This is a genomic window from Methylobacterium brachiatum (assembly GCF_900113845.1).
Lineage (GTDB): Bacteria > Pseudomonadota > Alphaproteobacteria > Rhizobiales > Beijerinckiaceae > Methylobacterium > Methylobacterium brachiatum.
The window spans coordinates 151,084-173,529 of the sequence record NZ_FOQW01000013.1 but is presented as its reverse complement, the minus strand read 5'-3'; the positions used below and the strand labels follow the sequence as shown (position 1 = coordinate 173,529).

25 protein-coding genes are annotated in these 22,446 nt (G+C 70.2%); 16 read left to right on the top strand and 9 right to left on the bottom strand.

The window, feature by feature from the left end:
* Positions 1-46: 46 nt before the first annotated feature.
* The 5 genes from BMZ47_RS18460 (at position 47) to BMZ47_RS18440 (ending at position 4,910) form a co-directional block, all read left to right on the top strand.
* Positions 47-1,168 carry a branched-chain amino acid ABC transporter substrate-binding protein gene (locus tag BMZ47_RS18460; RefSeq protein ID WP_091863750.1) on the top strand — a complete coding sequence of 374 codons (1,122 nt, stop codon included), beginning with the start codon at positions 47-49 and terminating at the stop codon, positions 1,166-1,168.
* A 381-nt stretch (positions 1,169-1,549) separates the two neighbouring features.
* The gene (locus BMZ47_RS18455; protein WP_007562547.1) at positions 1,550-2,473 is read left to right on the top strand and encodes an amino acid ABC transporter substrate-binding protein; all 924 of its coding nucleotides are present in this window, start codon (positions 1,550-1,552) and stop codon (positions 2,471-2,473) included.
* A 77-nt stretch (positions 2,474-2,550) separates the two neighbouring features.
* Positions 2,551-3,273, top strand: a complete 723-nt coding sequence (locus BMZ47_RS18450; RefSeq protein ID WP_091863722.1) for an amino acid ABC transporter permease — start codon at positions 2,551-2,553, stop codon at positions 3,271-3,273.
* Positions 3,274-3,336: 63 nt separating this feature from the next.
* Positions 3,337-4,029, top strand: coding sequence for an amino acid ABC transporter permease (locus BMZ47_RS18445; RefSeq protein WP_091863721.1), 693 nt, complete (start codon positions 3,337-3,339; stop codon positions 4,027-4,029).
* A 152-nt stretch (positions 4,030-4,181) separates the two neighbouring features.
* Positions 4,182-4,910: an amino acid ABC transporter ATP-binding protein gene (locus BMZ47_RS18440; protein WP_039902772.1), complete on the top strand. Its 729-nt coding sequence runs from the start codon at positions 4,182-4,184 to the stop codon at positions 4,908-4,910.
* A 48-nt stretch (positions 4,911-4,958) separates the two neighbouring features.
* Here BMZ47_RS18440 and BMZ47_RS18435 read toward each other — a convergent pair whose 3' ends face one another.
* The 3 genes from BMZ47_RS18435 to BMZ47_RS18425 all read right to left on the bottom strand — a co-directional run bounded on the left by BMZ47_RS18435 (position 4,959) and on the right by BMZ47_RS18425 (position 6,687).
* Positions 4,959-5,291, bottom strand: a complete 333-nt coding sequence (locus BMZ47_RS18435; RefSeq protein WP_091863720.1) for a BrnA antitoxin family protein — start codon at positions 5,289-5,291, stop codon at positions 4,959-4,961.
* A complete protein-coding gene (locus tag BMZ47_RS18430) occupies positions 5,278-5,556 on the bottom strand; it encodes a BrnT family toxin (RefSeq protein ID WP_007562537.1) in 279 nt (92 codons plus the stop codon). The genes BMZ47_RS18435 and BMZ47_RS18430 overlap by 14 nt, the downstream gene beginning before the upstream one ends.
* A gap of 111 nt (positions 5,557-5,667) precedes the next feature.
* A complete protein-coding gene (locus BMZ47_RS18425; RefSeq protein WP_091863719.1) occupies positions 5,668-6,687 on the bottom strand; it encodes a gamma carbonic anhydrase family protein in 1,020 nt (339 codons plus the stop codon).
* A gap of 150 nt (positions 6,688-6,837) precedes the next feature.
* Between BMZ47_RS18425 and BMZ47_RS18420 the strand changes: the two genes are divergently transcribed.
* Positions 6,838-7,305 (top strand): molybdenum cofactor biosynthesis protein MoaE, encoded by a 468-nt coding sequence (locus tag BMZ47_RS18420; RefSeq protein ID WP_091863718.1) that lies wholly within the window; start codon positions 6,838-6,840, stop codon positions 7,303-7,305.
* Between the two features lie 6 nt (positions 7,306-7,311).
* Here the strand turns inward: BMZ47_RS18420 and BMZ47_RS28640 are convergent, their stop codons facing one another.
* Positions 7,312-7,452 carry a hypothetical protein gene (locus BMZ47_RS28640; protein ID WP_007562530.1) on the bottom strand — a complete coding sequence of 47 codons (141 nt, stop codon included), beginning with the start codon at positions 7,450-7,452 and terminating at the stop codon, positions 7,312-7,314.
* Between the two features lie 163 nt (positions 7,453-7,615).
* On the opposite strand from BMZ47_RS28640, the gene BMZ47_RS18415 reads away from it, so the two are divergent.
* Positions 7,616-8,761: an AI-2E family transporter gene (locus BMZ47_RS18415; protein ID WP_007562528.1), complete on the top strand. Its 1,146-nt coding sequence runs from the start codon at positions 7,616-7,618 to the stop codon at positions 8,759-8,761.
* Positions 8,762-8,780: 19 nt separating this feature from the next.
* Here the strand turns inward: BMZ47_RS18415 and argC are convergent, their stop codons facing one another.
* Both argC and BMZ47_RS18405 read right to left on the bottom strand, forming a co-directional pair.
* Positions 8,781-9,758, bottom strand: coding sequence for an N-acetyl-gamma-glutamyl-phosphate reductase (gene argC / locus BMZ47_RS18410; protein WP_091863749.1), 978 nt, complete (start codon positions 9,756-9,758; stop codon positions 8,781-8,783).
* A gap of 397 nt (positions 9,759-10,155) precedes the next feature.
* Entirely contained in the window at positions 10,156-10,911 is a 756-nt protein-coding gene (locus BMZ47_RS18405) for an SDR family NAD(P)-dependent oxidoreductase (RefSeq protein ID WP_091863717.1), read from the bottom strand.
* 111 nt (positions 10,912-11,022) lie between these two features.
* Here BMZ47_RS18405 and BMZ47_RS18400 point away from each other — a divergent pair, with 111 nt between their 5' ends.
* Positions 11,023-11,916, top strand: a complete 894-nt coding sequence (locus BMZ47_RS18400; protein ID WP_091863716.1) for a LysR substrate-binding domain-containing protein — start codon at positions 11,023-11,025, stop codon at positions 11,914-11,916.
* Positions 11,917-11,958: 42 nt separating this feature from the next.
* Here BMZ47_RS18400 and BMZ47_RS18395 read toward each other — a convergent pair whose 3' ends face one another.
* The gene (locus tag BMZ47_RS18395; RefSeq protein ID WP_091863715.1) at positions 11,959-13,191 is read right to left on the bottom strand and encodes an amidase; all 1,233 of its coding nucleotides are present in this window, start codon (positions 13,189-13,191) and stop codon (positions 11,959-11,961) included.
* Positions 13,192-13,404: 213 nt separating this feature from the next.
* Between BMZ47_RS18395 and BMZ47_RS18390 the strand changes: the two genes are divergently transcribed.
* The 6 genes from BMZ47_RS18390 to BMZ47_RS18365 all read left to right on the top strand — a co-directional run bounded on the left by BMZ47_RS18390 (position 13,405) and on the right by BMZ47_RS18365 (position 18,717).
* Positions 13,405-14,391, top strand: coding sequence for an extensin-like domain-containing protein (locus BMZ47_RS18390; RefSeq protein WP_091863748.1), 987 nt, complete (start codon positions 13,405-13,407; stop codon positions 14,389-14,391).
* A 162-nt stretch (positions 14,392-14,553) separates the two neighbouring features.
* The gene (locus BMZ47_RS18385) at positions 14,554-15,015 is read left to right on the top strand and encodes a hypothetical protein (RefSeq protein ID WP_007562510.1); all 462 of its coding nucleotides are present in this window, start codon (positions 14,554-14,556) and stop codon (positions 15,013-15,015) included.
* A gap of 2 nt (positions 15,016-15,017) precedes the next feature.
* Positions 15,018-15,680 (top strand): ribonuclease T2 family protein, encoded by a 663-nt coding sequence (locus BMZ47_RS18380; protein ID WP_007562508.1) that lies wholly within the window; start codon positions 15,018-15,020, stop codon positions 15,678-15,680.
* Between the two features lie 66 nt (positions 15,681-15,746).
* On the top strand, positions 15,747-16,595 hold the full coding sequence (locus tag BMZ47_RS18375; RefSeq protein WP_091863714.1) for a 23S rRNA (adenine(2030)-N(6))-methyltransferase RlmJ: 849 nt from the start codon (positions 15,747-15,749) through the stop codon (positions 16,593-16,595).
* Positions 16,596-16,819: 224 nt separating this feature from the next.
* Positions 16,820-18,106: a porin gene (locus BMZ47_RS18370; protein ID WP_091863713.1), complete on the top strand. Its 1,287-nt coding sequence runs from the start codon at positions 16,820-16,822 to the stop codon at positions 18,104-18,106.
* 350 nt (positions 18,107-18,456) lie between these two features.
* Positions 18,457-18,717: a hypothetical protein gene (locus BMZ47_RS18365; protein WP_342029069.1), complete on the top strand. Its 261-nt coding sequence runs from the start codon at positions 18,457-18,459 to the stop codon at positions 18,715-18,717.
* Between the two features lie 54 nt (positions 18,718-18,771).
* Here BMZ47_RS18365 and BMZ47_RS18360 read toward each other — a convergent pair whose 3' ends face one another.
* Complete coding sequence (locus tag BMZ47_RS18360; protein WP_091863747.1) at positions 18,772-19,338, bottom strand: GNAT family N-acetyltransferase; 567 nt, start codon at positions 19,336-19,338, stop codon at positions 18,772-18,774.
* A gap of 190 nt (positions 19,339-19,528) precedes the next feature.
* Here BMZ47_RS18360 and BMZ47_RS18355 point away from each other — a divergent pair, with 190 nt between their 5' ends.
* Positions 19,529-20,989 (top strand): peptidoglycan DD-metalloendopeptidase family protein, encoded by a 1,461-nt coding sequence (locus BMZ47_RS18355; RefSeq protein ID WP_091863711.1) that lies wholly within the window; start codon positions 19,529-19,531, stop codon positions 20,987-20,989.
* Between the two features lie 54 nt (positions 20,990-21,043).
* Here BMZ47_RS18355 and BMZ47_RS18350 read toward each other — a convergent pair whose 3' ends face one another.
* Positions 21,044-21,436 carry a YidB family protein gene (locus BMZ47_RS18350; protein WP_007562498.1) on the bottom strand — a complete coding sequence of 131 codons (393 nt, stop codon included), beginning with the start codon at positions 21,434-21,436 and terminating at the stop codon, positions 21,044-21,046.
* A 123-nt stretch (positions 21,437-21,559) separates the two neighbouring features.
* Here BMZ47_RS18350 and BMZ47_RS18345 point away from each other — a divergent pair, with 123 nt between their 5' ends.
* Positions 21,560-22,444 (top strand): alpha/beta fold hydrolase, encoded by an 885-nt coding sequence (locus tag BMZ47_RS18345; RefSeq protein ID WP_007562495.1) that lies wholly within the window; start codon positions 21,560-21,562, stop codon positions 22,442-22,444.
* Positions 22,445-22,446 lie beyond the last annotated feature (2 nt).

The window sequence follows — 22,446 nt, the reverse complement described above, 5'->3', positions numbered from 1 at the left end:
GGCCGGATCCACCGGGGCGGACCGAGTATCGAAGGGGATGTTCGCGATGAGATCGATTCTGCTGGCCGGGCTCGCCCTCGGCACGATGATCGCTGCGGCCCAGGCCGCGGAGGTCAAGCTCGGCGTCGCCGCGCCGATCACCGGCAACAGCGCCGCCATCGGCGCGCAGATCAAGAACGGCGCCAGCCAGGCCGTTGAGGATCTCAACAAGGCCGGGACTCTGAAGGGCACGACCCTGACCGTCACGGTCGGCGACGACGCCTCCGACCCGAAGCAGGGCGTCTCGGTGGCCAACAAGTTCGCCAGCGACGGCGTCAAGGTGGTGGTCGGCGACTACAATTCGGGCGTGTCGATCCCGGCCTCCGACGTCTATCTCGACGCCGGCATCATCCAGGTCACCCCGGCGTCCACGAACGTGAAGTTCACCGAGCGCGGCATGTGGAACACCTTCCGCACCTGCGGCCGCGACGACCAGCAGGGCGCGGTGGCGGGCGCCTATCTCGTGGCGAACTTCAAGGACAAGAAGATCGCCTTCGTCCACGACAAGACCCCCTACGGCAAGGGCCTGGTCGACGAGACCCTGATGGTGCTCAAGGCGAAGGGCGTGAAGCCGGTGATGTTCGAGGGCATCAACCCGGGCGAGAAGGATTACTCGGCGCTGGTCTCGAAGCTGAAATCGGCCAATGTCGATGTCGTCTATTTCGGCGGCTACTACACCGAGGCCGGCCTGATCCTGCGCCAGATGCGCGACCAGGGCCTCAAGGCCCCGATGATGGGCGGCGACGGCATGGTCGACCGCGAACTGGTGGCGATCGCCGGCCCGGCCGCCGAGGGCACGCTGACCACCTTCCCGCCGGATGCCCGCAAGAACCCGAACGCCAAGGCGGCGCTGGCGGCGTTCAAGGCCAAGAACATCGATCCTGAGGGCTACACGCTCTACTCCTACGCGGCCGTGCAGGTTCTGGCCAAGGCGATGGCCGAGACCGGCTCCAGCGATGGCAAGAAGCTCGCCGAATGGCTGCACCAGGGCAAGCCGGTCGACACGGTGGTCGGCCCGATCGCCTACGACAAGAAGGGCGACATCACCCGGCCGGACTACGTCCTGTACGAGTGGAAGAAGGGCGCCGACGGCAAGATCGACTACACCGGCAACGAACTGACCAAGTAGTCCGACCCGCATTCCGGGCCGACGCCGTCCTGCATCGCTATGCGGGGCGGCGTCTCTGTGTTCGGCGCGGTGGATTCGTCAGCCTTAATCGTTATTGCGGCCGCACCGCCGCGTGCGTACGCCCAAGAATTGTGCATGATGCCGGCGGCACGGGGAGCAGGGTGTCTCGACGGGCCGGAGGAGGCCGAATGACGGCGGAGGGGCACGCAACCGTGGACGCTCGCGCGGCGGCGGCTGGTCCTGCGTCGTCTGCCACGGTCCCGCGCGGCACCGCGGCCGGCCTCCCGGCACCATCATTGCAAAGGCCTCGCCCGAGCGGGCGGGCCCGAGCGCCGAGCCGCCAGCCGATCCCGTTCGGCCTGATCCAGGAGTTCCGTACCGATGCAGTCTGATATCGCTCGCCGCGGCCTTGCCGCGGCGCTCGGCCTGAGCCTCGCCCTGGCCCCCCTCAGCCTGCGGGCCGAGGAACTGACCGGTACCCTCAAGAAGGTGAAGGATAGCGGGGCCATCGTCATCGGCTACCGCGACGCCTCGGTGCCGTTCTCCTATCTCGGCGGCGACCAGAAGCCGATCGGCTACGCCCTCGACATCTGCTTCAAGATCGCCGACGCCGTGAAGGCCAATCTCGGCCTGCCGAACCTCGAGGTGAAGCTCAACCCGGTCACCTCCGCCACCCGCATCCCGCTGATGGCGAACGGCACGATCGACCTCGAATGCGGCTCGACCACCAACAACGCCGAGCGCGAGAAGCAGGTGAACTTCACCAACTCGCACTTCCTGACCGCGACCCGCTACGTCTCGAAGAAGTCGGCCAACCTGCACACGATCGACGACCTGAAGGGCAAGACCGTCGTGTCGACCTCGGGCACCACGAACATCAAGCAGATCAACGAGGCCAACACCGAGCGCAAGCTCGGCCTGACGATCCTGCCCGCCAAGGACCATGCCGAGGCGTTCCTGATGGTCGAGACCGGCCGCGCCGTGGCCTTCGTGATGGACGACGTGCTGCTCGCCTCGCTGGCGGCCTCCGCCAAGGACCCCTCGGCCTACGAGATCTCCACCGAGGCCCTGTCGAAGCCCGAGCCCTACGGCATCATGGTGCGCAAGGACGACCCGGCCTTCAAGAAGGTCGCGGACGAGGCCACCGCCAAGCTCTACACGAGCCCCGAGGGCAAGGCGCTCTACGACAAGTGGTTCACCAAGCCGATCCCGCCGCGCAACATCAACCTCAACCTGCCGATGAGCGCGGAGATGAAGAAGCAGTTCACCACGCCGATCGCCAGCCCCGATCCGGCCGCCTACTGAGCGTTCGCCGCGAATGATGCGCACCGCGGGACCGATCCCGCGGTGCGTGTTTGCAAGATCAGGATAGAACCGGCGCGATGAACTACAACTGGAACTGGCGGATCTTCTTCGACGCCTCGCCGGAGGGCACCGGCACCTATCTCGACATGCTGCTCTCCGGGCTCATGTGGACGATCGCCACCGCCCTGTGCTCATGGTTCATCGCGTTCTTCCTCGGCTCGTTGATCGGGGTGATGCGGACCCTGCCGTCCAAGACCGCCAACGCGATCGGCACGACCTATGTCGAGCTGTTCCGCAACGTGCCGCTGCTGGTGCAGATGTTCCTCTGGTACTTCGTGCTGCCCGAGGTGGTGCCGACGCAGGTCGGCGACGCGATCAAGCAATTGCCCGACGCGCCGTTCTACACGGCCGTGGTGTGCCTGGGCTTCTTCACCGCCTCGCGGGTGGCCGAGCAGGTCCGGGCGGGCATCCAGTCGCTGCCGCGCGGCCAGCGGATGGCCGGCACCGCGATGGGCTTCACGGTCTACCAGACCTACCGGTACGTCCTGCTGCCGAACGCCTACCGGATCATCCTGCCGCCGATGACCTCGGAATTCCTGAACAACCTGAAGAACACTTCCGTGGCCCTGACCATCGGCCTCCTGGAACTGACCGCCCGGGCCCGCTCGATGCAGGAATTCTCGTTCCAGGTGTTCGAGGCGTTCACGGCGGCGACACTGCTCTACGTGATCATCAACCTCGTGGTTGTCACCGCCGCGACCTTCCTGGAGCGCGCCGTCACGATCCCGGGCCAGCGCTGAGGCGCCGGCCCGCCCCCCGACCTTCCCGCTCCGCCGGCGCACGGCCACCGCGAACAGGCCCCGATGCTCTCGAATTTCGACTTCAACGTCATCCTCTCGTCCCTGCCCTACCTGTTCGGTCAGGGCATGGTCTTCACGGTGACGCTCACCGCCATGGCGGCCGTCGGCGGCGTGATCATCGGCACGTTGCTGGCGATGGCCCGGCTGTCGAGCGTGCCGGGGCTCAGCCACATCGCCAAGGGCTATGTCGAGCTGTGCCGCTCGCTGCCGCTCGTGCTGGTGATCTTCTGGTTCTACTTCCTGGTGCCGTATATCGGCGCCTACCTGACCGGCGCCTCGACCCCGATCCAGGTCGGCGCCTTCCCGTCGGCGCTGATTACCTTTATGGCCTTCGAGGCGGCCTACTTCTCCGAGATCATGCGCGCGGGCATCCAGTCGATCCCCAAGGGGCAGACCGGGGCGGCCTTGGCGCTCGGCATGAACTACTGGCAGACCATGGCCAACGTCGTGCTGCCCCAGGCCTTCCGCAACATGCTGCCGCTGCTGCTGACGCAGACCGTGGTGCTGTTCCAGGACACCTCGCTGGTCTACGTGCTCTCGCTCACCGACTTCATGGGCGCCGCCTCGAAGGTGGCCCAGCGCGACGGCCGCCTCGTCGAGATGTATATCTTCGCGGCCATCGTCTACTTCGTGATCTGCTTCACGGCCTCGTTCCTGGTGCGTCGCCTGCAGCGCCGCGTCGCCATCATCCGCTGACCGACACTGGAGTCCGCGCCATGACCTCGACCCCGATGCCGGCCCCGTCCGTCAAGGAACCCGTCGCCGACGCCGCCCACGCCCCCCGGGATGCCGGGCTCCAGCCCGGCACCCTCGTCGCCGGCGTGCCGGATGCCGCGCCCGGCGAGACGATGATCGCCATCGACAACATCAGCAAATGGTACGGCGACTTCCAGGTGCTGACGAATTGCACCACCAAGGTCGCCAAGGGCGAGGTCGTGGTGGTCTGCGGCCCGTCGGGCTCGGGCAAGTCGACCCTGATCAAGTGCGTCAACGCCCTCGAGCCGTTCCAGAAGGGCCAGATCACGGTCGCCGGCACCAAGGTCGCCGACAAGGCGACCAACCTGCCCAAGCTCCGCTCCCGGGTCGGCATGGTGTTCCAGCATTTCGAGCTGTTCCCGCACCTGTCGATCACCGACAACCTGACCATCGCCCAGCGCAAGGTCCTGGGGCGCAGCGCCGAGGACGCGAAGAAGCGCGGCCTCGACCTGCTGGCCCGGGTGGGCCTGAGCGCCCATGCCGACAAGTTCCCGGGCCAGCTCTCGGGCGGCCAGCAGCAGCGCGTGGCAATCGCCCGGGCGCTCGCCATGAACCCGGTGGTGATGCTGTTCGACGAGCCGACCTCGGCGCTGGACCCCGAGATGGTCGGCGAGGTGCTCGACGTGATGGTGGAGCTCGCCAAGGAGGGCATGACCATGATGGTCGTGACCCACGAGATGGGCTTCGCCCGCAAGGTCGCCGACCGGGTGATCTTCATGGATCGCGGCGAGATCGTCGAGGATGCCAAGAAGGAGGACTTCTTCGGCAGCCCCCGCTCCGAGCGCGCCCAGACCTTCCTGTCGAAGATCCTGCAGCACTGATTTTTTGCGCTGGTCATCTTGGCGTGACGGGGGCGATGCCCGCCCGCGTCACGCAGTCCGCTTGCGACCGCGCAGGCCGGTCTTGAGACCGGCCGCGAGAACCTCACCCATCCGCACCTGCCAGCCCGGGCCGGTGGCCTGGTAGCCCTCGATCACGTCCGGCGGCAGCCGCAGGGTCACGAGCTTCTTGCGGGTCTCCGATCTCGGACGGCCGCGCTGCGAGAGTCTCGCGAAGAGTGCCGGATCCAGGGCTTCGGAGGCCGGACGTGCCTGCGCGGCCTGTTCGTCGGTGACCTCCGGTGCGTCCGGATCGCGGGCGATCGCGGCCTGGATCCGGGCCTCCTCGGCGTCGCTGATCGGGCCCGCCTTACGCTTGGTCATAGAGGCTCCTCTCCTTGCGGCTGGCCGGGCGGAGGCTGATGGCCGTCACCGCCTCCGTCCCGAGCGGCGAGAACACCAGCGCCCGCAAATGCTCGTCGAGCCAGCCGATGGCGATGAATCGCGGGCGGCCGTCGGGTCCCGGATAGGTCGGAACGATGACGGCGCTGTCCCATTCGAAACGGTCGCGGGCATCGACGAAATCGAGACCGTGCCCCTCAGGCTCGGGGCGCAGGTTGATCGCGCGCTTGCGCTCATCCCAGACCATATGCACGGCAATATCGTAGTTACAGAATAACCCGCCGGCAAGGACGTTCGCACAGCGATTCCCGTGCCCTGTCCGGGCTCATCGATCGGCCACAAGAGGCGCAAGACGGTCCTAACCCGCCCCCGCCTGCGCGGCCCGATACTCGCGCCCGTGCTGGCAATAGCCCTCGACGATCCGGATCATCATCGCGCGCTTCTCGGCGTCGAGGGGGGACAGGATCCGGGCCGGGCGGCCGCCCCAGAGATAGCCGGCCTCCAGGATCTGGCCGGGATCCGTGGTGGCGCCGGCCGCCAGCATGACGTCGTCGGCGATCAAGGTGCCGGGCGCCACCGTAGCGCCGATCCCGATCAGCGCCCGGGCGCCGATCCGGCAATCGGCGATCCGGACGTTGTGCGCGATGGTCGTGTCGCGCCCGATCACCACGCCCTCGGCCCGGGTGCGGATCGCGGTGTTGTCCTGGATGTTGGTGTCGGCCCCGACCACGATCGGCCCGACCTCGGCGTTCAGGTCGCAGCAGAACAGCACGCTGGCGCCGGCCCCGAGGCTGACCCGGCCGCGCAGGCGCGCGGTGCGGGCGACGAACACGCTGTCCTCAACCTCGGGCGGCTGCCCGGGATCGGCGGCCGCGCCGTCGCCCATCCGCTCGCGCAGGCGCTCGGCCCGCTCGGCGACCTCGTCCGGGCCGACCGGCCGGCTCGGCCGCGCCGGGCTGCCGGCATAGGCGTGGCCGCCTTCGAGCTTCATGCGGGGGAACACGGTCGCGCCGGCCTCGATCACCGCGTGGTCGCCGATCTCGGCCCCGTCGAGGATGACCACGTCGTCCTCGATCACGACGTCGGAGCCCACCGTGCAGGCATGCACGACGCTGTTGCGCCCGACCGTGACCCGGTCGCCCACCTGCGTCCCGTGGGTGAGCGTGGCGATATGCACCGTCGAGCGGTGGCCGAGCCAGAACCGGTCCCCGAGGGTGATGGCCTGCCCGTCGGCGCGGATCACCGCCTCGTCGCCGATCCAGGCCTGCGTGCCGATGCGGGCGGCGCCGATCACCGTGCTGCCGCGCCCGCACCAGACCGGGCGGCTCGCAAAATCCGGCAGGACGCCCGCGTAGGGCAGGATCAGGTCGGGGGTCACACGGTCATCCTTCTCCGCCGGTTGCCAACCGATCACGCCCGCGGGCGAATGCGGCTCAGCGTGCCATATAGAGGCGCGGCCGGGTGTGACAGGCGCGGGAGCATCCCGCGCCGCCCGAAGACCGCCGGACGAGGATCGTTGGACCCGACCATGAATGCCCCCGCCCCGAGCGTCGCCATCCAGGCCGAGCCCTTCGACACCGCCGCCGAGATCGCCCGGATCGGCGCCGAACTCGGCGGCCGGGCCGGCGCGATCGTCACCTTCACGGGCCTGTGCCGGGACGAGGGCGGGCGCCTCGCCGCCCTGGAACTCGAACATTACCCCGGCATGGCCGAGGCCGAGATCCTCCGGGTCGCCGAGGCGGCCGTCGCCCGCTGGCCGCTCCAGGCCCTGCGGGTGATCCACCGGCACGGCTTGGTATCGCCGGGCGACGGCATCGTGCTGGTGGTGACCGCCTCGAGCCACCGGGTCGCGGCCTTCGAGGCGGCGGATTTCCTGATGGATTATCTCAAGACCCGCGCCCCGTTCTGGAAGCGCGAGCACCTGGCCGACGGCACCACCGGCGGCTGGGTCGAGGCCGCCGCCCACGACGACGCGGCGGCCGAGCGCTGGCGCTGATCCGGCCTACAGGATCGCGTTGAGCAGCACGGCCGCGAGGCCGCCCGCGATCGCCAGGCCGAGGAGAACCACGCTGCTGAGCTGGTCCCCCGTATCCACGGTCCGGCCGGGGCCGAGGGAACGGGTATGGGGCTCGTTGCTGCTCACGCGGTCTCTCCTGGGGCGCCCGGCTCCCTGCGGGAGCGGCTGCGCGGGCGGACAACGCGCGAAACGCCGTCCGGTCTCGGCGCACCGCACACAAGCTGATAGAGAGCCACACTTGACCATGGCCGGCCCGCGGCGTTCGTGAGCCCGCGGTACGGGAGCGGTGATGACGGACGGTCAATCTCGGGACTTGGACGGCCCGGTCGGGCCCTGGCAGGGCGCCTTGCCGCTGGCGGCCTCCGGCATCGCCGTCGTCTGCTTCACGGCGGCGCTGGCGCTCGCCTGGATGTCGGTGGGCACGCTGCTCCTGATCTTCGCGGGCGTGCTGCTCGGCGTGTTCCTCGACGGCCTGACTCGGGGGCTCGGCCGCGTCCTGCCCCTGCCCAGGGGCGTGCGCCTGACCATCGCGAGCCTCGCGGTCGCGGTCGCGGCGATCGGCTTCGGGACCTATGGCGGCGCCACCATCGTGCAGCAGGGGCGCGACCTCGGCACCACGATCAAGGACCAGGCCGGCACCGTGTCGAGCTGGCTGTCCGAGCGCGGCATCGACGTGCCGAGCCTCGCCCCGCAGGGCGGCGGCAAGGACGGCTCCACCGACGCGAGCCAGCGGGAGGGCGGTCTCGGCGGCCTCGCCAACGGCCTGCTCAAGGGCAGCAGCTCGATCGTGTCCGATGCGGGCAGCGTCCTCGGGCCGGCGGCGGCCGTGATCCTCGGATTGTTCGACGCGCTGGGAAACCTGCTGGTGATCGCCTTCCTGGGGCTCGCCTTCGCGGCCGACCCGGAGGCCTACCGCGACGGGGTGCTGCGCTTCGTGCCCCCGCAGAAGCGCCGCCGCGCGGCCAAGGTCCTCGACGGCGCCGGCGAGACCCTGCGGCACTGGCTGTTCGGCCAGCTGATCATCATGGCGGTGATCTTCGTCTGCACCTGGGCCGGGCTCGCCTTCCTGGGAATCGGTGGCGCGCTCATCCTCGGCCTCCAGGCCGGGCTGCTGGCCTTCGTGCCGACGGTGGGCCCGCTGGTGGCGGGTCTCGTGATCATCCTGGCGGCCCTGGCCTCGGGCCTGAAGGCGGTCATCGGCTCCATCGGCGTCTACCTGGCGGTGCAGTGCCTGGAGAGCTACGGCCTGACGCCGTTCATCCAGAAGCGGGCGCTGGACATCCCGCCGGCCACGATCTTCGCCGGCCAGCTGATCCTGGGCGTGATCTTCGGCCTCTGGGGCATCGCCCTGGCGCTGCCCCTGATGGCGGTGATCAAGGTCCTGCTGGAGCAGCTCTACGTCGAGGACACGCTGCACGAGCAGCCGAGCAGTTGAGGCGCGCGGCGCGCCGCCGTCACGGCCAGATCGGCGCGCCGTCCAGCCCCTCGGTTTCCGGCAGGCCGCAGATCAGGTTCGCGTTCTGCACCGCCTGACCGGCGGCGCCCTTGCCGAGATTGTCGACCACGCCCATCGCGATCACCAGGTTGCGCGCGGGATCGGCCGCATAGCTGACGAAAGCCAGGTTCGAGCCGGTCGCCCATTTGGTCTGCGGCGGCCTGTCGGTCACGCGGACGAAGGCCCGCCCGGCATAGAAGCGCCGGGCCGCGTCCAGGCACTGGCTCGTGGTGGCCTGGCCGCGGCCATAGATCGTGACGAGGATGCCGCGGGTCATCGGCACCAGATGGGGCGTGAACACCAGGCCGGCCGCGCTGCCGCCGCTCAGCCGCTCGATCGTCTCGGCGATCTCGGGCATGTGGACATGGTCGAGCAGGCCGTAGGGCACGAGGTTCTCGTTGGTCTCGGCGTAGCCGAACCGGCTGTCGGCGCCGCCCCGGCCGGCTCCGGAGAGGCCGGTCTTGGCGTCGATCACGATGTTGCCGGGCTCGATCAGCCTTTCGGCCAGCAGCGGGGCCAGCGCGGTCAGCGTCGCCGCGGGGAAGCAGCCCGGGTTGGCGACGCGGGTCCGGCCCGCGATCTGAGCTGGCCAGACATCGGCCAGGCCGTAGGCCCAATGCGCGACGTAGCGGTGGTCGCCGCCGATATCGACGATCTTCACGTCCGTGGGGACGCGCGCCAGCGCCGCTTCCGACATGCCCGTGGGCAGCGACGCGAACAGCACGTCGAGCTTCGGCAGGGCCTCGGGGTCCCATGGCTCGATCCTTAGCTCCGCCAGCTTGGCCGGGACACCGGGAAAGCGCTCCACCAAGCGGCTGCCGGCGCTGCCCTCGCCCGCGGCGTAGACCAACTCGAAGGACGGGTGGCTCGCGATCAGGCGCATCGCCTCGCCGCCGCCAAACCCGCTGATCCCGACAATGCCGACGCGGAGGCTCATGGTGGTGTCCTTCTGGAGTTCGGGCAAAAGAAAACCCCCGGAGCCGAGGGCTGCGGAGGTTCAGGAACGCGGGCCTGGGCCGGTCCGGCGGGCGGGGCCTACGGTGAGGCCGTCACGACGCGGAAGGACACGGATCGACGCGCAGCCCGAGAAGCCGCCGCTTGGGGGCAGCGACGTCGGCGTCGGTCACAGAGGGGCCGGTTCCTGGGCATGGCGCGCAAGCATGTTGCTGCCCGCCGGCCTCGTCAACCGGAATGTCGGCCCAGCCCTCGGGCGGGGACGCGGGCAGCGGCCGCGCCAGGACCCCTTCCGGGTGGCTTAGCGTGGGTTGGAGCCGCTCGGTGGAGCCGGCGACCGGACCAGTGGGCGCGATCGACCCGGGCCTCGCCCGGTTCGGTCAGACCTGCGCTTGGCCGCCGTCCACGAAGAACTCGGCGCCGTTGACGAAGCTCGCCGCGTCCGAAGCCAGGAAGAGAACCACCTTGGCGATCTCCTCCGGCTCACCGACACGCCCGAGCGGGATCCGCGAGCCCAGGGCGTCGAGAAGGCCCTGCTGCTTTTCCGCATCCTCGCCGGCCAGGCCGACGAGGCCCGGCGTGCGCGTCGCGCCGGGGCTGACGACGTTGACGCGGATGCCGCGATCCTTGAGGTCGAGGATCCAGCTGCGGGCGAAGTTGCGCACCGCCGCCTTGCTGGCCGAGTAGACGCTGAAGGCGGGCGTCCCCTCGATCCCCGCGGTCGAGCCGGTCAGCACGATCGCGCCGCCATCCTTCAGGAGCGGAAGGGCTTTCTGGACGGTGAAGAGCGTGCCCTTCACGTTGGTGTCGAAGGTCTGGTCAAACTGTTCCTCGGTGATGGCACCGAGCGGGGCGAACCCGCCGCCACCCGCATTGGCGAAGACGACATCGATCTGCGCGTGCTTCTGCTGGACCGCATCGTAGAGGCGGTCGATATCGGCGAAGGTCGCCATGTCGCCGCGCACGCCCGTCACGCGACCGCCGATCGCCGTCACGGCCGCGTCCAGCGCATCCTGACGGCGTCCGGTGATGAAGACGGACGCGCCTTCCTGCGAGAAGGCCTTGGCGGTCGCGAGACCGATGCCGCTCGTGGCGCCGGTCACCACCACCACCTTGTTCTCAAATCGGTTGGTCATCGTCGTTCCCTTCGGTTCAGCGGCGCGGCGGCCGATGCCGAGAGAGATGCGCCGACAACGATGATCCTTGCAGAGGGCAAATCTGGCACTTAGCGTTCCATTTAAGGAACGATGATGCGCCACAATCTCAACGACTACGTCTACTTCGCGGAGGTGGTGGCCCATGGCGGCTATGCCGCCGCCGGGCGGGCGCTTCGCGAGCCCAAATCGAAGCTCAGCCGCCGCATCTCGGCGCTGGAGGCGCGGCTCGGTGTGCGGCTGATCGAGCGCTCCAGCCGGCGCTTCCGCGTCACCGAGGTCGGGCAGAGCTTCTACGAGCGCTGCCGCGCGATGATGCTGGAGGCGGAGCGGGCTGAGGCGCTGGTCGCCGAGGCGCAGGTCGAGCCGCATGGCCGCATCCGGATGAGCTGCCCGGCGAATCTGGCGAAGGTGATATCCGCGATCGCGCGCGGCTTCCTCGCCCGTTACCCGAAGGTCCAGCTCCAGCTCGTCGTGACGGATCGGGCGGTCGATCTCATCGAGGAGCGGGTCGACCTCGCTCTGCGCGTTCGCCGCGCGCTGACGAGCGATGCCTCCCTCACCCTGCGCGTGCTCGGCAACTCGCGCTGGATACTCGTCGCCAGCCCCCAGACCGCGAGCCAGCTCGGCGCCGACATCGCGGATCTCGCGTCCTTCGCGACGCTCGGCACCAACGACGAGGCGGGCGAAGTCACCTGGACCCTCGAGCGCGACGACGGGGCCGTGCATGTGCTGCGCCACGAGCCGCGCATGACCTGCGCCGATTACGCCGTCCTCTGCGACGCGGCCGCGGACGGGCTGGGCGTCGCCTTCCTGCCCGACCATGCCTGCGCGGCGCATGTGGCCTCCGGCAAGCTGGTCCGCATCTTCCAGGACTGGCGGAGCAAGGACGGCATCGTCCATCTCGTCTTCACGACCCGGCGCGGCCTGCCGCCCGCCGTACGGGCCCTCATCGACCACGTCGCCAAGGAGTTTCCCGAGCTGTGAGCGGAGGCGGGTTTCGGACGTGCGCGCGGCGCCGGCGACCCGTCACCCCCGCAGGGCGTCCTCGATCATCCGGGCCACCGCCAGCGCCCGGCCGTCGTCGCCGAAGCGGCCGATCACCTGGACGCCCACCGGCAGGCGCTCGCCCGGCACCGGCACGTTCACGCAGGGCACGCCCATCAGGGTCCAGAGCTGGTTGAAGCGCGGATCGCCCGTGGAGGCCAGGGTCGCGGGGGCCGGGCCCGGGGCCGAGAAGGTCAGGATCGCGTCGTACTCGGAGAACAGGCCCTTGAGCACCCGGCGGGCCCGGTGGGCATGGCGGCGGGCATCGTCGTATTCCGCGGCCGCGATCGCCGCGCCGGCATCGAGATGCTCCCGGACCCGCGGCGGCAGCGCGTCGCGATGCGAATCGTACTCCCAGGCCAAAGCCAGCCGGCCCTCGTAGTTCTGGATGATCCGGTGGCGCTCCCAGGCGAGCGCCAGCTCCGGCGGCAGCGCGAGGTCGGTGACCTGCGCCCCCGACCGCTCGGCCGCCTGCCGGGCGCGGGCCAGGGCGGCCTCGGCTTCCGGCTCCGGCGCCTCGGCGAAATCCTGCCGCACGAGGCCGATGCGCGGCGCCGAGCCGGGCTCGCACCGGGCGATCTCCGGGCGGCCGGTGACCAGCGCCAGGGCGTGGGCGACATCCGCGACACCGGCCGCGAACAGGCCGACCGTGTCGAGCGCCCAGGAATAGGTCTTCACCCCGACCGTCGGGATCAGTCGGAAGGACGGCTTCACCGCCGCGCAGCCGCAATAGCTCGCCGGCCGGATCACCGAGCCCGCCGTCTGGGTGCCGAGCGCGAGGGGCAGCAGCCCCGCCCCCACCGCGGCGGCCGAGCCCGCCGAGGATCCGCCCGGGCTGTGGCCGGGATCGTGCGGGTTGACCGTCGCGGTCGGGTCGCTGCTCGCAAACGCCGTGGTGGTGGTCTTGGCCAGGGCCACCGCGCCGAGGCCCTTCAGGCGCGCCACCACCGCGGAATCGCCCCGGGGCCGCCAGCCTTCATAGAGCGCGGAGCCCATCTGGGTCGGCAGGCCGGCGCTGTCGATGATGTCCTTCACGCCGACCGCGATACCGGCGAGCGGCCCGGAATCCGGGATGACCGGGTCGTCGTCCAGGGTGACCAGCGCCCGCAGCTCCGGCTCCCGCGCGGCGAGGGCCGCGCGGCATAGGTCGATCGCGCCCGCGGGCGTCAGGGTGCCGGCTTCGATGCGGGCGCGGAGGTCGAGGATTGACAGCATACTGTATTCAGTCCCCGGGCCGGGTCGCTGTCAACTCAAGCGCTCGCCGCCGAAGTGGAGGCCGGTTCGGCCTCGGCGAGCGCGTGACATCGAGGGTTGAGAACCGCCCCCGACCGCATGGCGACCGGGGGCGGTTCTCGAAGGCCACAGGCCGGGCCATTCGCGAATCGGCGTTGACGAACGCTTTACGCGACCGTGCGCATCGTCTGGGTCATGTGGCGTGGCGTATCCCTGTTCTCCGCCCTGGCGCTGTTCGGCGCGGGGCTCACCGCTTGCTCGATCAACCGGTTCGAGCGGCGCGACCCGTGGCGCGACCAGGCGGAGCAAGTCTGCCTGGCGAAGAAACTGGTCGAGCCGACCGAGTTCATCACGCCGATCGCGGCGATGGACGGGCCGGGCCCGTGCGGCATGCAGCAGCCCTTCCGGGTGACGCGGCTGGCCGGCGGCACGGTGGTGATGAAGCAGCGGATGACGCTGGGCTGCCCGGCACTCGCCGAGGCCGAGGCCTGGCTCGCCGACACGATCCAGCCCGCCGCGAACCTGTATTTCGGCGTGCCGGTGGCCGAGATCAACGCCGGCTCCTATTCCTGCCGGGGGCGCAACAACCAGCCCGGCGCCAAGCTCTCCGAGCACGGCTTCGGCAACGCCATCGACGTGATGTCGATCAAGCTCGCCGACGGCCACGTCATCACGATCAAGGGCGGCTGGCGCGGGACGGAGGCCGAGCAGGGCTTCCTGCGCGAGATCTTCCTGGGCGCCTGCCAGCGCTTCACCACGGTGCTGGCCCCGGGCTCGAACGTGTTCCACTACGACCACATCCATGTCGACCTCGCCCGGCACGACCCGCGGGGCCTCAAGCGCATCTGCCAGCCGCTGATCAAGTTCACGCCCCAGCTCGTGACCGGGGCCGAGCGGCCCCTGTCGCGCCCGCTGCCGCCGCCGCGTCAGCCGGCCGCCCCGCAGGCCCCGGTGGATATCGAGGAGGACGATCCCTACGGCGTCGCGCCGATGTCGAAGGCCCCGAGCCCGACCCAGGTCGCCCGCGCCCCGGCCCGCCTGCCCGCGGCCTCGGCCTACACCGCCGCGCCGCCGGTCCGCCCCGCCCCCCGGGTCGCCGCCGCCCCCGAGGAGCCGGCGCAGGATTACGACGAGCCGCTGCAGCTCGGCGCGCCGCCGCCGAGCACGGGGCCGATCTACTGAGACGGTCGGTCTTCGGCGACTCGAAAAGAGGCCCGGACCTGTAGCGGCCGAGCCGCACAGATCGGCTAAAGCGTGCCTGTTTGCATGCGAGAGCTTGACTGGCGCCCCGGCGGGGCCATCGTCTCGCGCATGCAGGACAGCACCCCCGTTGAGGCACGCGCCATGCGCCCGATCCTTCACAGCCTGGCCCTCGGGCTGGCCCTCCTCTCCGTCGCGCAGCCGGCCCTGGCCCGCTCGGCCCGGGAGGATATCGAGCCCGCCGAGGAGCGGATCTTCCCGTTCGACGCCCAGATCCCGGGCTGCCAGGATCCGAGCGTGCTGGAGCGGGTCTCGACCAACTTCGCCGAGAAGGAGGCGAAGTACTGGAATTCGTCGATGACGATCCGGTCCTTCGACACGATCGAGCGCACCGCCTGGCGGCCCTGGGGGCTGGACACCTATCCGCGCCGGTTCTGCTCGGCCACCGTCACCACCTCGGACGGCGTGCGCCGCAAGGTCGATTACTCGGTCCGCGAGAGCCTCGGCATCATCGGGGCGACCTGGGGCGTCGAGTTCTGCGTCCACGGCCTCGACCGCGACCTGGCCTACGCCTACGCCACCGCCTGCCGGATGGCGCGGCCCTGATCATGCGCGTCCGCGCCGCCTGCCTGGCCGGCCTGCTGCTCGCGGGGCCGGCCGCCGCCCAGGATTATGGCGGCTTCAGCCGCCGGGGCGAGCCGGGCGCGTTCGATTTCTACGTGCTGGCCCTGTCGTGGTCGCCGACCTACTGCGCGGGCGTCGGCGAGCGCCGGAACGACGTGCAATGCACCCCCGGCCGCGGCCTCGGCTTCGTGGTCCACGGGCTCTGGCCGCAATACACCCGCGGCTACCCGCAGAACTGCTCAGCCGTGGAGCGGGCGCCGACCCGGCAGGCGCTCGAGGTGGCCGGCCAGGTCTATCCGAGCGAGGGCCTCGCCCGGCACGAATGGCGGGCCCACGGTACCTGCTCCGGCCTCGACCCGGCCCGCTACTTTCAGGCCGCCCGCGACGCGCGCCTCGCCGTGACCATTCCCGACGGCCTGAAGGGCGGCGGCGCCCCGCAAAGCCTGGCGCCGATCGAGATCGCCCGGCAATTCGTCGCCGCCAATCGCGGCCTGCGCCCGGACATGATGGCGGTGACCTGCACCCGCGGGCAGCTGCAGGAGGTGCGGATCTGCTTCTCCAAGGACCTGCGCGGCTTCACCCCCTGCCCCGAGGTCGCCCGCGGCAATTGCCGCGCGCCCGAAATCACCCTCGACGCCGCCCGCTGACTTTTTTGACCGTTTTCGCGGTTCGAGGCTGGACCCGGGCCGCGGGATCCGCTTGACGGCGACGCCATGAACTATCGGCACGCCTTCCACGCCGGCAACCATGCCGACGTGCTCAAGCACCTCGTCCTGGCGCGGGTGCTCGCCCATCTCTGCCTCAAGGACAAGCCGTTCCGGGCGCTCGACGCCTTCGCGGGCCTGGGCGTCTACGACCTGACCGCCGACGAGGCCTCCCGCACCGGCGAGTGGCGGGACGGCTGGGGCCGCATGGACGAACCCTTCGCGCCCGAAATCGAGGCGCTGCTCGCGCCCTACCGGGAGGCGGTGGCGGCGGTGCAGGCCCGCTACGGCGCCACCGCCTATCCCGGCTCGCCCGCGGTGATCCGCGAGGCCCTGCGGCCCGGCGACAAGGGCGTGTTCGTCGAGCTCCACCCGGAGGACGCCGCGACCCTGCGGGAGCGCTACGAGCGCGACGGGCGCACCAAGGTCCTGAGCCTCGACGGCTGGACGGCGGTGAACGCGCAGATCCCGCCCCCGGAGCGGCGCGGCCTCGTGCTGATCGACCCGCCCTACGAGGTGCCGGGCGAGATCGAGCGGCTCGGGACCCACCTAGCCCGGGCGGTGGCGAAATGGCCGACCGGCCTGTTCCTGGCCTGGTACCCGATCAAGGATGCGGCCGCGATCGACCGCATGGTCCGGGACCTCGACGCCGCCCTGCCCCGCCCGGCCCTGCGCCTCGACCTGCTGATCGACCGGCCGGACGACCCGACGCGGCTGTGCGGCAGCGGCTTGATCGTGGTCAATCCGCCCTGGCGCCTCGCCGAGGAGGCGCTGCTGTTCTTGCCGGCTCTAGCTCAGCGCCTGGCCCGCGGGGAGTTCGGCGGGTTTCGCTGCGATCCGATCGGCCCGCGGGATTGATTCGTCACTATTGGGCCGAGTTCGCGCCGGCGTCGCACTTCCTTAAGACGTTTCGCGCAGGCGCTGGGCAAGCTGTTGTGGCGACAAAGCCACATTTCTCTGCAGACCCGCGGCGGCCCTGCAAGAATGACTAAAAACTAGGCAAGTGCCATTTGTTTGCTTTTGTGTCATCGGCGGGCCGGTGTCAGCTTGACCGGGAACCAATTCCAGCGAGCTGCGACATCATGCTGAAGCGATCCACCCTGGCCGGCTTGGCCACCGTGCTGCTCTCCTCGACCGGCATCCTCGCGGCCGACCTGCAAGCCCCCGCCCCCGTGCCCGTGCCGCCCCCGGCCGAGCCCTGCAAGGCCACGCTGATCGGCCCGGCCTATGGCGGCGTCATCAAGGCCAACCCGAACCCGACCTGCTTCTCGGCCGGCCCGCTGGGGGATCTCTATGTCGGCGGCGCCGTCACCGGCTACGCCTATACCCAGACCAACCCGTTCGCGTCGTTCTCGACGCCCGCCGCCCCGAACGACCGGGACCGCTCGGCGCGGGTCGACTTCTCGAATCTCCAGGGCATCATCCAGAAGCCCGAAGGCGCGTTCCAGTTCTACGTTCAGGCGGGCGCCTACTCGATCCCGCAGCTCGGCTTCCCGACCCTCGGGACGTTCACCCAGACCGATCTGCTGTTCGGACCGGTCCCGGTGGCCTTCGGCCGGATCCAGATCAACGATGAATGGTCGGTCCAGGGCGGGCGGATGTTCACCCTGATCGGCACGGAGCTGCTGTTCACCTACCAGAACCTGAACATCAACCGCGGCCTCCTGTTCGTGCAGGAGAACTTCATCAACCACGGCGTGCAGGTCAATTACAGCAGCGGCCCGCTCTCGGTCTCGCTCGCCGGCACCGACGGCTTCTTCTCCAACGAGATCAGCTGGCTGACCGGCAACGTCGCCTACAAGCTCGACGACTACAACACGATCGGCGTGAACGGCGGCCTCAACCTCGGCCGCACCAACGCCCTCGACCGCAGCCCGCGCTACCAGTTCGCCACCCCGAACTTCCAGCAGAATAGCGGCATCTTCAACATCAACTACACCTACGCGAACGGCCCGTGGATCGTCTCGCCCTACTTCCAGTTCACCAATGTCGAGCGGGATGAGCGCGTCGGGATCACGAGCAGCGCGTCGACCTACGGCGGCGCCCTTCTGGCCGCCTACTCCTTCAACGACATCTTCTCCCTGGCCGGGCGCGTCGAGTACACCGAGCAGACCGGCGTACGCGGCGGGACCACCCCCAACCTGCTCGGCTTCGGCCCCGGCAGCAACGCCTTCTCGGTGACCGTCACGCCGACCTTCACGTTCGACCGCTACTTCTTCCGGGTCGAATACGCCCATGTCGAGCTCGGCGGCATCACGCGCGCGTCCGTCCTGGACGGCGGGACGATCGCGCCCGGTACCGGCTTCGGCCGCTACGGCAACCGCACCTCGCAGGACCGCTACATGGTCGAGACCGGTATCACGTTCTGATCCGATTCTCCGGACCGGCCTCCGGGCCGGGCTTTTCGACGACCCCCGGGCAGCCGCCCGGGGGTTTTTTCATGCGCGAAGACAAATGCGCATGCATCGCGCGGACCGGGTCGAATTCCGACTTCCTCTGTAAGTTCAAATATAGGATATCTCTATCCTGATAGATTTCGTGACGTAGATCTCCGACAACCGAACGGTTCATCCGCGTCGCTGAGCGCGCGGAACTTGCGATGCGGGCGCGGAGTCACGTATTGTCCTTTGCCTATTGTGCATGAGTGGGTTGAGGACATCTGGAAATGCCGCAGATCAAGGCTTTGTCGGACACGTTGCGGAGTGTCGCCGCGCCCGGCATGACGCCGAAGGCGTTGCGCGCGGCCGTCCGCGAGAAGCATCCCGATGCGACCAAGAAGGATATCGTGCGGGCCGCCTTCTACGCCTTGACCGAGGAGCACTCGAAGGATCTGGCCTGCCTCGCCGAGCTGCACGGCTTTGCCCTGGTGGAGCGCGTGTCCGAGGATGAGCGGTTGATCAGGGTCGACGGCCACAAGAAGAAGCGTCGGCAAAAGCCCGTCGCGGCGGCGCCCGCCGAGGCGGCGCAGGCCGCGAATTGACGGCACCGGCCGGGAGGCTGCCCGCCGGGCCGGCGTGATCGCGCCGAGTGCCGCTCAGCTCCTCCGGAGCAGGCGTCGGCCGGGACGATGCCCCTCCTCCCCGGTGTCGCGGAAGCCGAGCTTCTGAAGCAGCCCCCAGGAGGCGACGTTGCCGGGGCGGCATTCCGCCACGATGATCCGCGCCGGGAAACGCCGGACGAGAAGCCCGATGATCGCCGAGACCGCCTCGAAGGCGTAGCCGCGCCCGCGCGCCGCTCCGCCGATCCAGTAGCCGATCTCGATCGCCCCGGGGCCGCGCAGATGGGTGCCGACCACGCCGACGAGGTCGGGCCCGGCCGGGTCCGGGGAGGTCCCCGTGCCCGTCTCAGGCGCCCCCGCGGGGCGCGCCCAGGCCCCGAGGAAACGGTCCTGGCCCCGCGCGCCGCTGCGGATCAACTGCTCGGCATCGCGCACCGTGAACGGAGCCGGCAGGAAATCGACCGCCGCGGTGATCGCCGGGTCATCGGTGAGCCGGCGCAGATCCTGGGCATCCTCGGGCCGCAACGCCGCGATCGACAGGCGCGCGGTCTCGATCCGGGGCAGGTCGGCGAGGCTGTCGCGGGTGGCGCGAATGGTAAACATCATTGCGATGTGGGGTCGCGGCCGGGCCGGGAAAGGCACGGTCATACCCCCGCGGTTCATCCCGCGAAGACTTTGACGACCTGTCGAACAGAGCGCGACGGCGTCACGGATATGCCGGACGGGAACGGTTGCTTAACCTGAATCCGTCTTCATTGGGGCATCAAGTTGCGTCAGGCAAACGGGTGCGTCGATGCGGGTGCGTGGTACGGGTCGAGGGTTACGGACGCTGTCGCGCGTCGCCCTCATCGGCATCATCGGCGGCGGTGCCGCCGCCTGTTCCTCGGACGCATCGCGCCTGAGCAACCCATTCTCCAACCCCTTCTCGTCGGAGCCTGCCGCCACCGGCAGCCTGCCGGAGGGCGGCCTCAAGCCGGCGCCGGCGATCCGCACGGGCCGGATCCAGTCCGAGGCGCTCGGCGCCCCCGGTGCGGCTCCCCGCCCGGCCGCCACGGCGATCCCGGCCCCGACCCCGGCGGCCGCGCCGGCCACCCGCGTCGCCTCCACCGGCACCCCCGGCTGGAGCGCGCAGGGCGGCACGCAGATCACCGTGTCGAAGAACGACAGCCTGAACCAGATGTCGACGCGCTTCGGGGTGCCCGCCTCCGCGATCCTGTCGGCCAACGGCCTGTCCAATGCCAGCCAGATCACCCCCGGCCGGCAGATCGTGATCCCGGTCTACAACGCCTCCGGTCTGAACCCGGCCGCCGCCCCGATGACCGCGCGTCCGGCCCGGGCCGCCGAGGAGAAGCGCGAGGATGCGCGCCAGGTGGAGGCCAAGGTCGCCTCGAAGCGCGAGGAGGCCAAGGAGGCCGCCAAGCGTGAGGAGGCCAAGCGCGAGGAAGCCAAGGAAACCGCCAAGCGCGCCGCCGCCGAGAAGGAAGCGGACCGCAAGGAGGCGCTCGCCCGGGATACCGCCGCCCGCAAGGCCGCGGAGGAGAAGTCCCGCAAGGAGGCGTCCGTGAAGGAGGCCGACAAGAAGCAGCATGTCCGCCCCGGCCAGGTCGCCAAGGCGGACGAGAAGAAGGCCGATCCGAAGGCCGACGCGAAGGCCAAGGCCGAGGCGAAGGCCCAGGAAGCCAAGGCCGAGGCCAAGGCGGCCGCGAAGGCCGAGGCCGCCCAGAAGCTCGCCGAGGCGAAGGCCGCCAAGGAGGCGGCCCAGAAGGCCGCCGCCGCCGAGAAGCCCGAGAAGGTCGCCGTCAAGGAGACGCCGAAGCCGGCCGCCGCCGCGGCGCCCGCCAAGCCCGAGCCCGCCGCCACCGGGTCGGTCGCCGACGCGACCCCGTCCGAGAGCTTCCGCTGGCCCGCCAAGGGCCGGGTGATCTCGGGCTACGGCACCTCCGGCAACGAGGGCATCAACATCGCGGTGCCGGAAGGCACGCCGGTCAAGGCCGCCGAGGAAGGCACCGTGGCCTATGCCGGCTCGGACGTGAAGGGCTACGGCAAGCTGGTTCTGGTGCGCCACGCCAACGGTTTCGTCTCGGCCTACGCCCATAACGGCGAGATCGACGTGAAGCCCGGCGACAAGGTCAAGCGCGGCCAGACCATCGCCAAGTCCGGCGCTTCCGGCAACGTGACCTCGCCGCAGCTGCACTTCGAGATCCGCAAGGGCGGCTCGCCCGTGGACCCGATGTCCCAGCTCGCCAGCAACTGAGACGACACGACGCGGTTTGAGGCGGCGGTCCCGGGAGGGGCCGCCGTTTCTTTGTCAGCGCACCTGCGTGCTGAAGTTCGGCTGCGGTTTCAGGCGGCCATCCTCGCTCTGGGCCGCGACCGCGGCCGGCAGGAACTCGGCGAGCGCCGTCGCCACCCGCCCGGCGGGCAGGTTGAGGTCGTAGGCCAGCCGCTCGGTGACCGCATCCGGCAGGCATCGCGCCACAGCCTCGACCGGGACCGGGCGGTTCTCCCCGGGGCCGATCCAGGATTCGACGGCCTCGCCGTGGCCGGTCTCGCGCAGCCGGTCCAGGAAGGCGACGAGGCCGCCCGGGTAGAACTTGGCCAGCGCCAAAGCGAGCTTGCCGCTGCCGGTGCTCACGACCGCCCGGTCGGCCGCCGCGACCACGTCGCCGATCATGGTCTTCACACCGTCGAGCAGGCCCATCGCGTCGTGTCCCCCGGTTCCGTCACCGCGCCCAAGGTCGGGCGGATCGGGCCGCCGGCAAGAGCGCATGCGGCAATTGCGCGGGGGTCGTATAGGATGCCGTCGTCATCGAGGGCGTGATCCATGAAGCGCGTGCAGGCCGGTGTACTCGACGTCGCCTACCGGGAGGTCGGCCCGCCGGACGGCAAGCCGGCCGTGCTGCTCCACGGCTTCCCCTACGACATCCACGCCTACGACGCGGTGGCCGAGCGCCTTGCCGCGGACGGCGTACGCTGCCTGATCCCGTATCTGCGGGGCTACGGGCCGACCCGGTTCCGCGACGACGCCACCCTGCGCTCCGGCGAGCAGGCGGCCCTCGGCGCCGACCTTCTGGCCTTCCTGGATGCCCTCGGGATCGAGCGGGCCGTGCTCGCCGGCTACGATTGGGGCGGCCGGGCGGCCTGCGTGGTGGCCGCGCTCTGGCCGGCCCGGGCGGCCGGGCTGGTCAGCGGCGGCGTGGCCTACAACATCCAGAATATCCCGGCCGCGGGCAATCCGGCCCCGCCGGACGTCGAGCACAGGCTGTGGTACCAGTACTATCTCCACGGCGAGCGCGGCCGCGCCGGGCTTGCGGCCAACCGCGCGTCATTCTGCGCCCTGTTATGGCGGCTCTGGTCCCCGACCTGGCAATTCTCCGACGAAACCTACGCCCGCACCGCCCGATCCTTCGAAGAGAACCCGGATTTCGTGGAAGTGGTGGTCCATTCCTACCGCCACCGCTTCGGATTGGTCCCCGGTGACCCGGCGCTCGTCGAGATCGAGGCCCTCCTGGCGGCCCAGCCGGAGATCACGGTCCCATCGGTCGCGCTGCTCGGCGCCGACGACGGCGTCGGCCCGCCCCCGGCGGAGGATACCGATGCCCGGCACTTCACCGGGCCCTACCGGCGCGCCATCGTCGCGGGGGTCGGCCACAACGTTCCCCAGGAGGCGCCGGACGCCTTCGCGGCGGCCGTGCTCGGCCTGCTGTGACG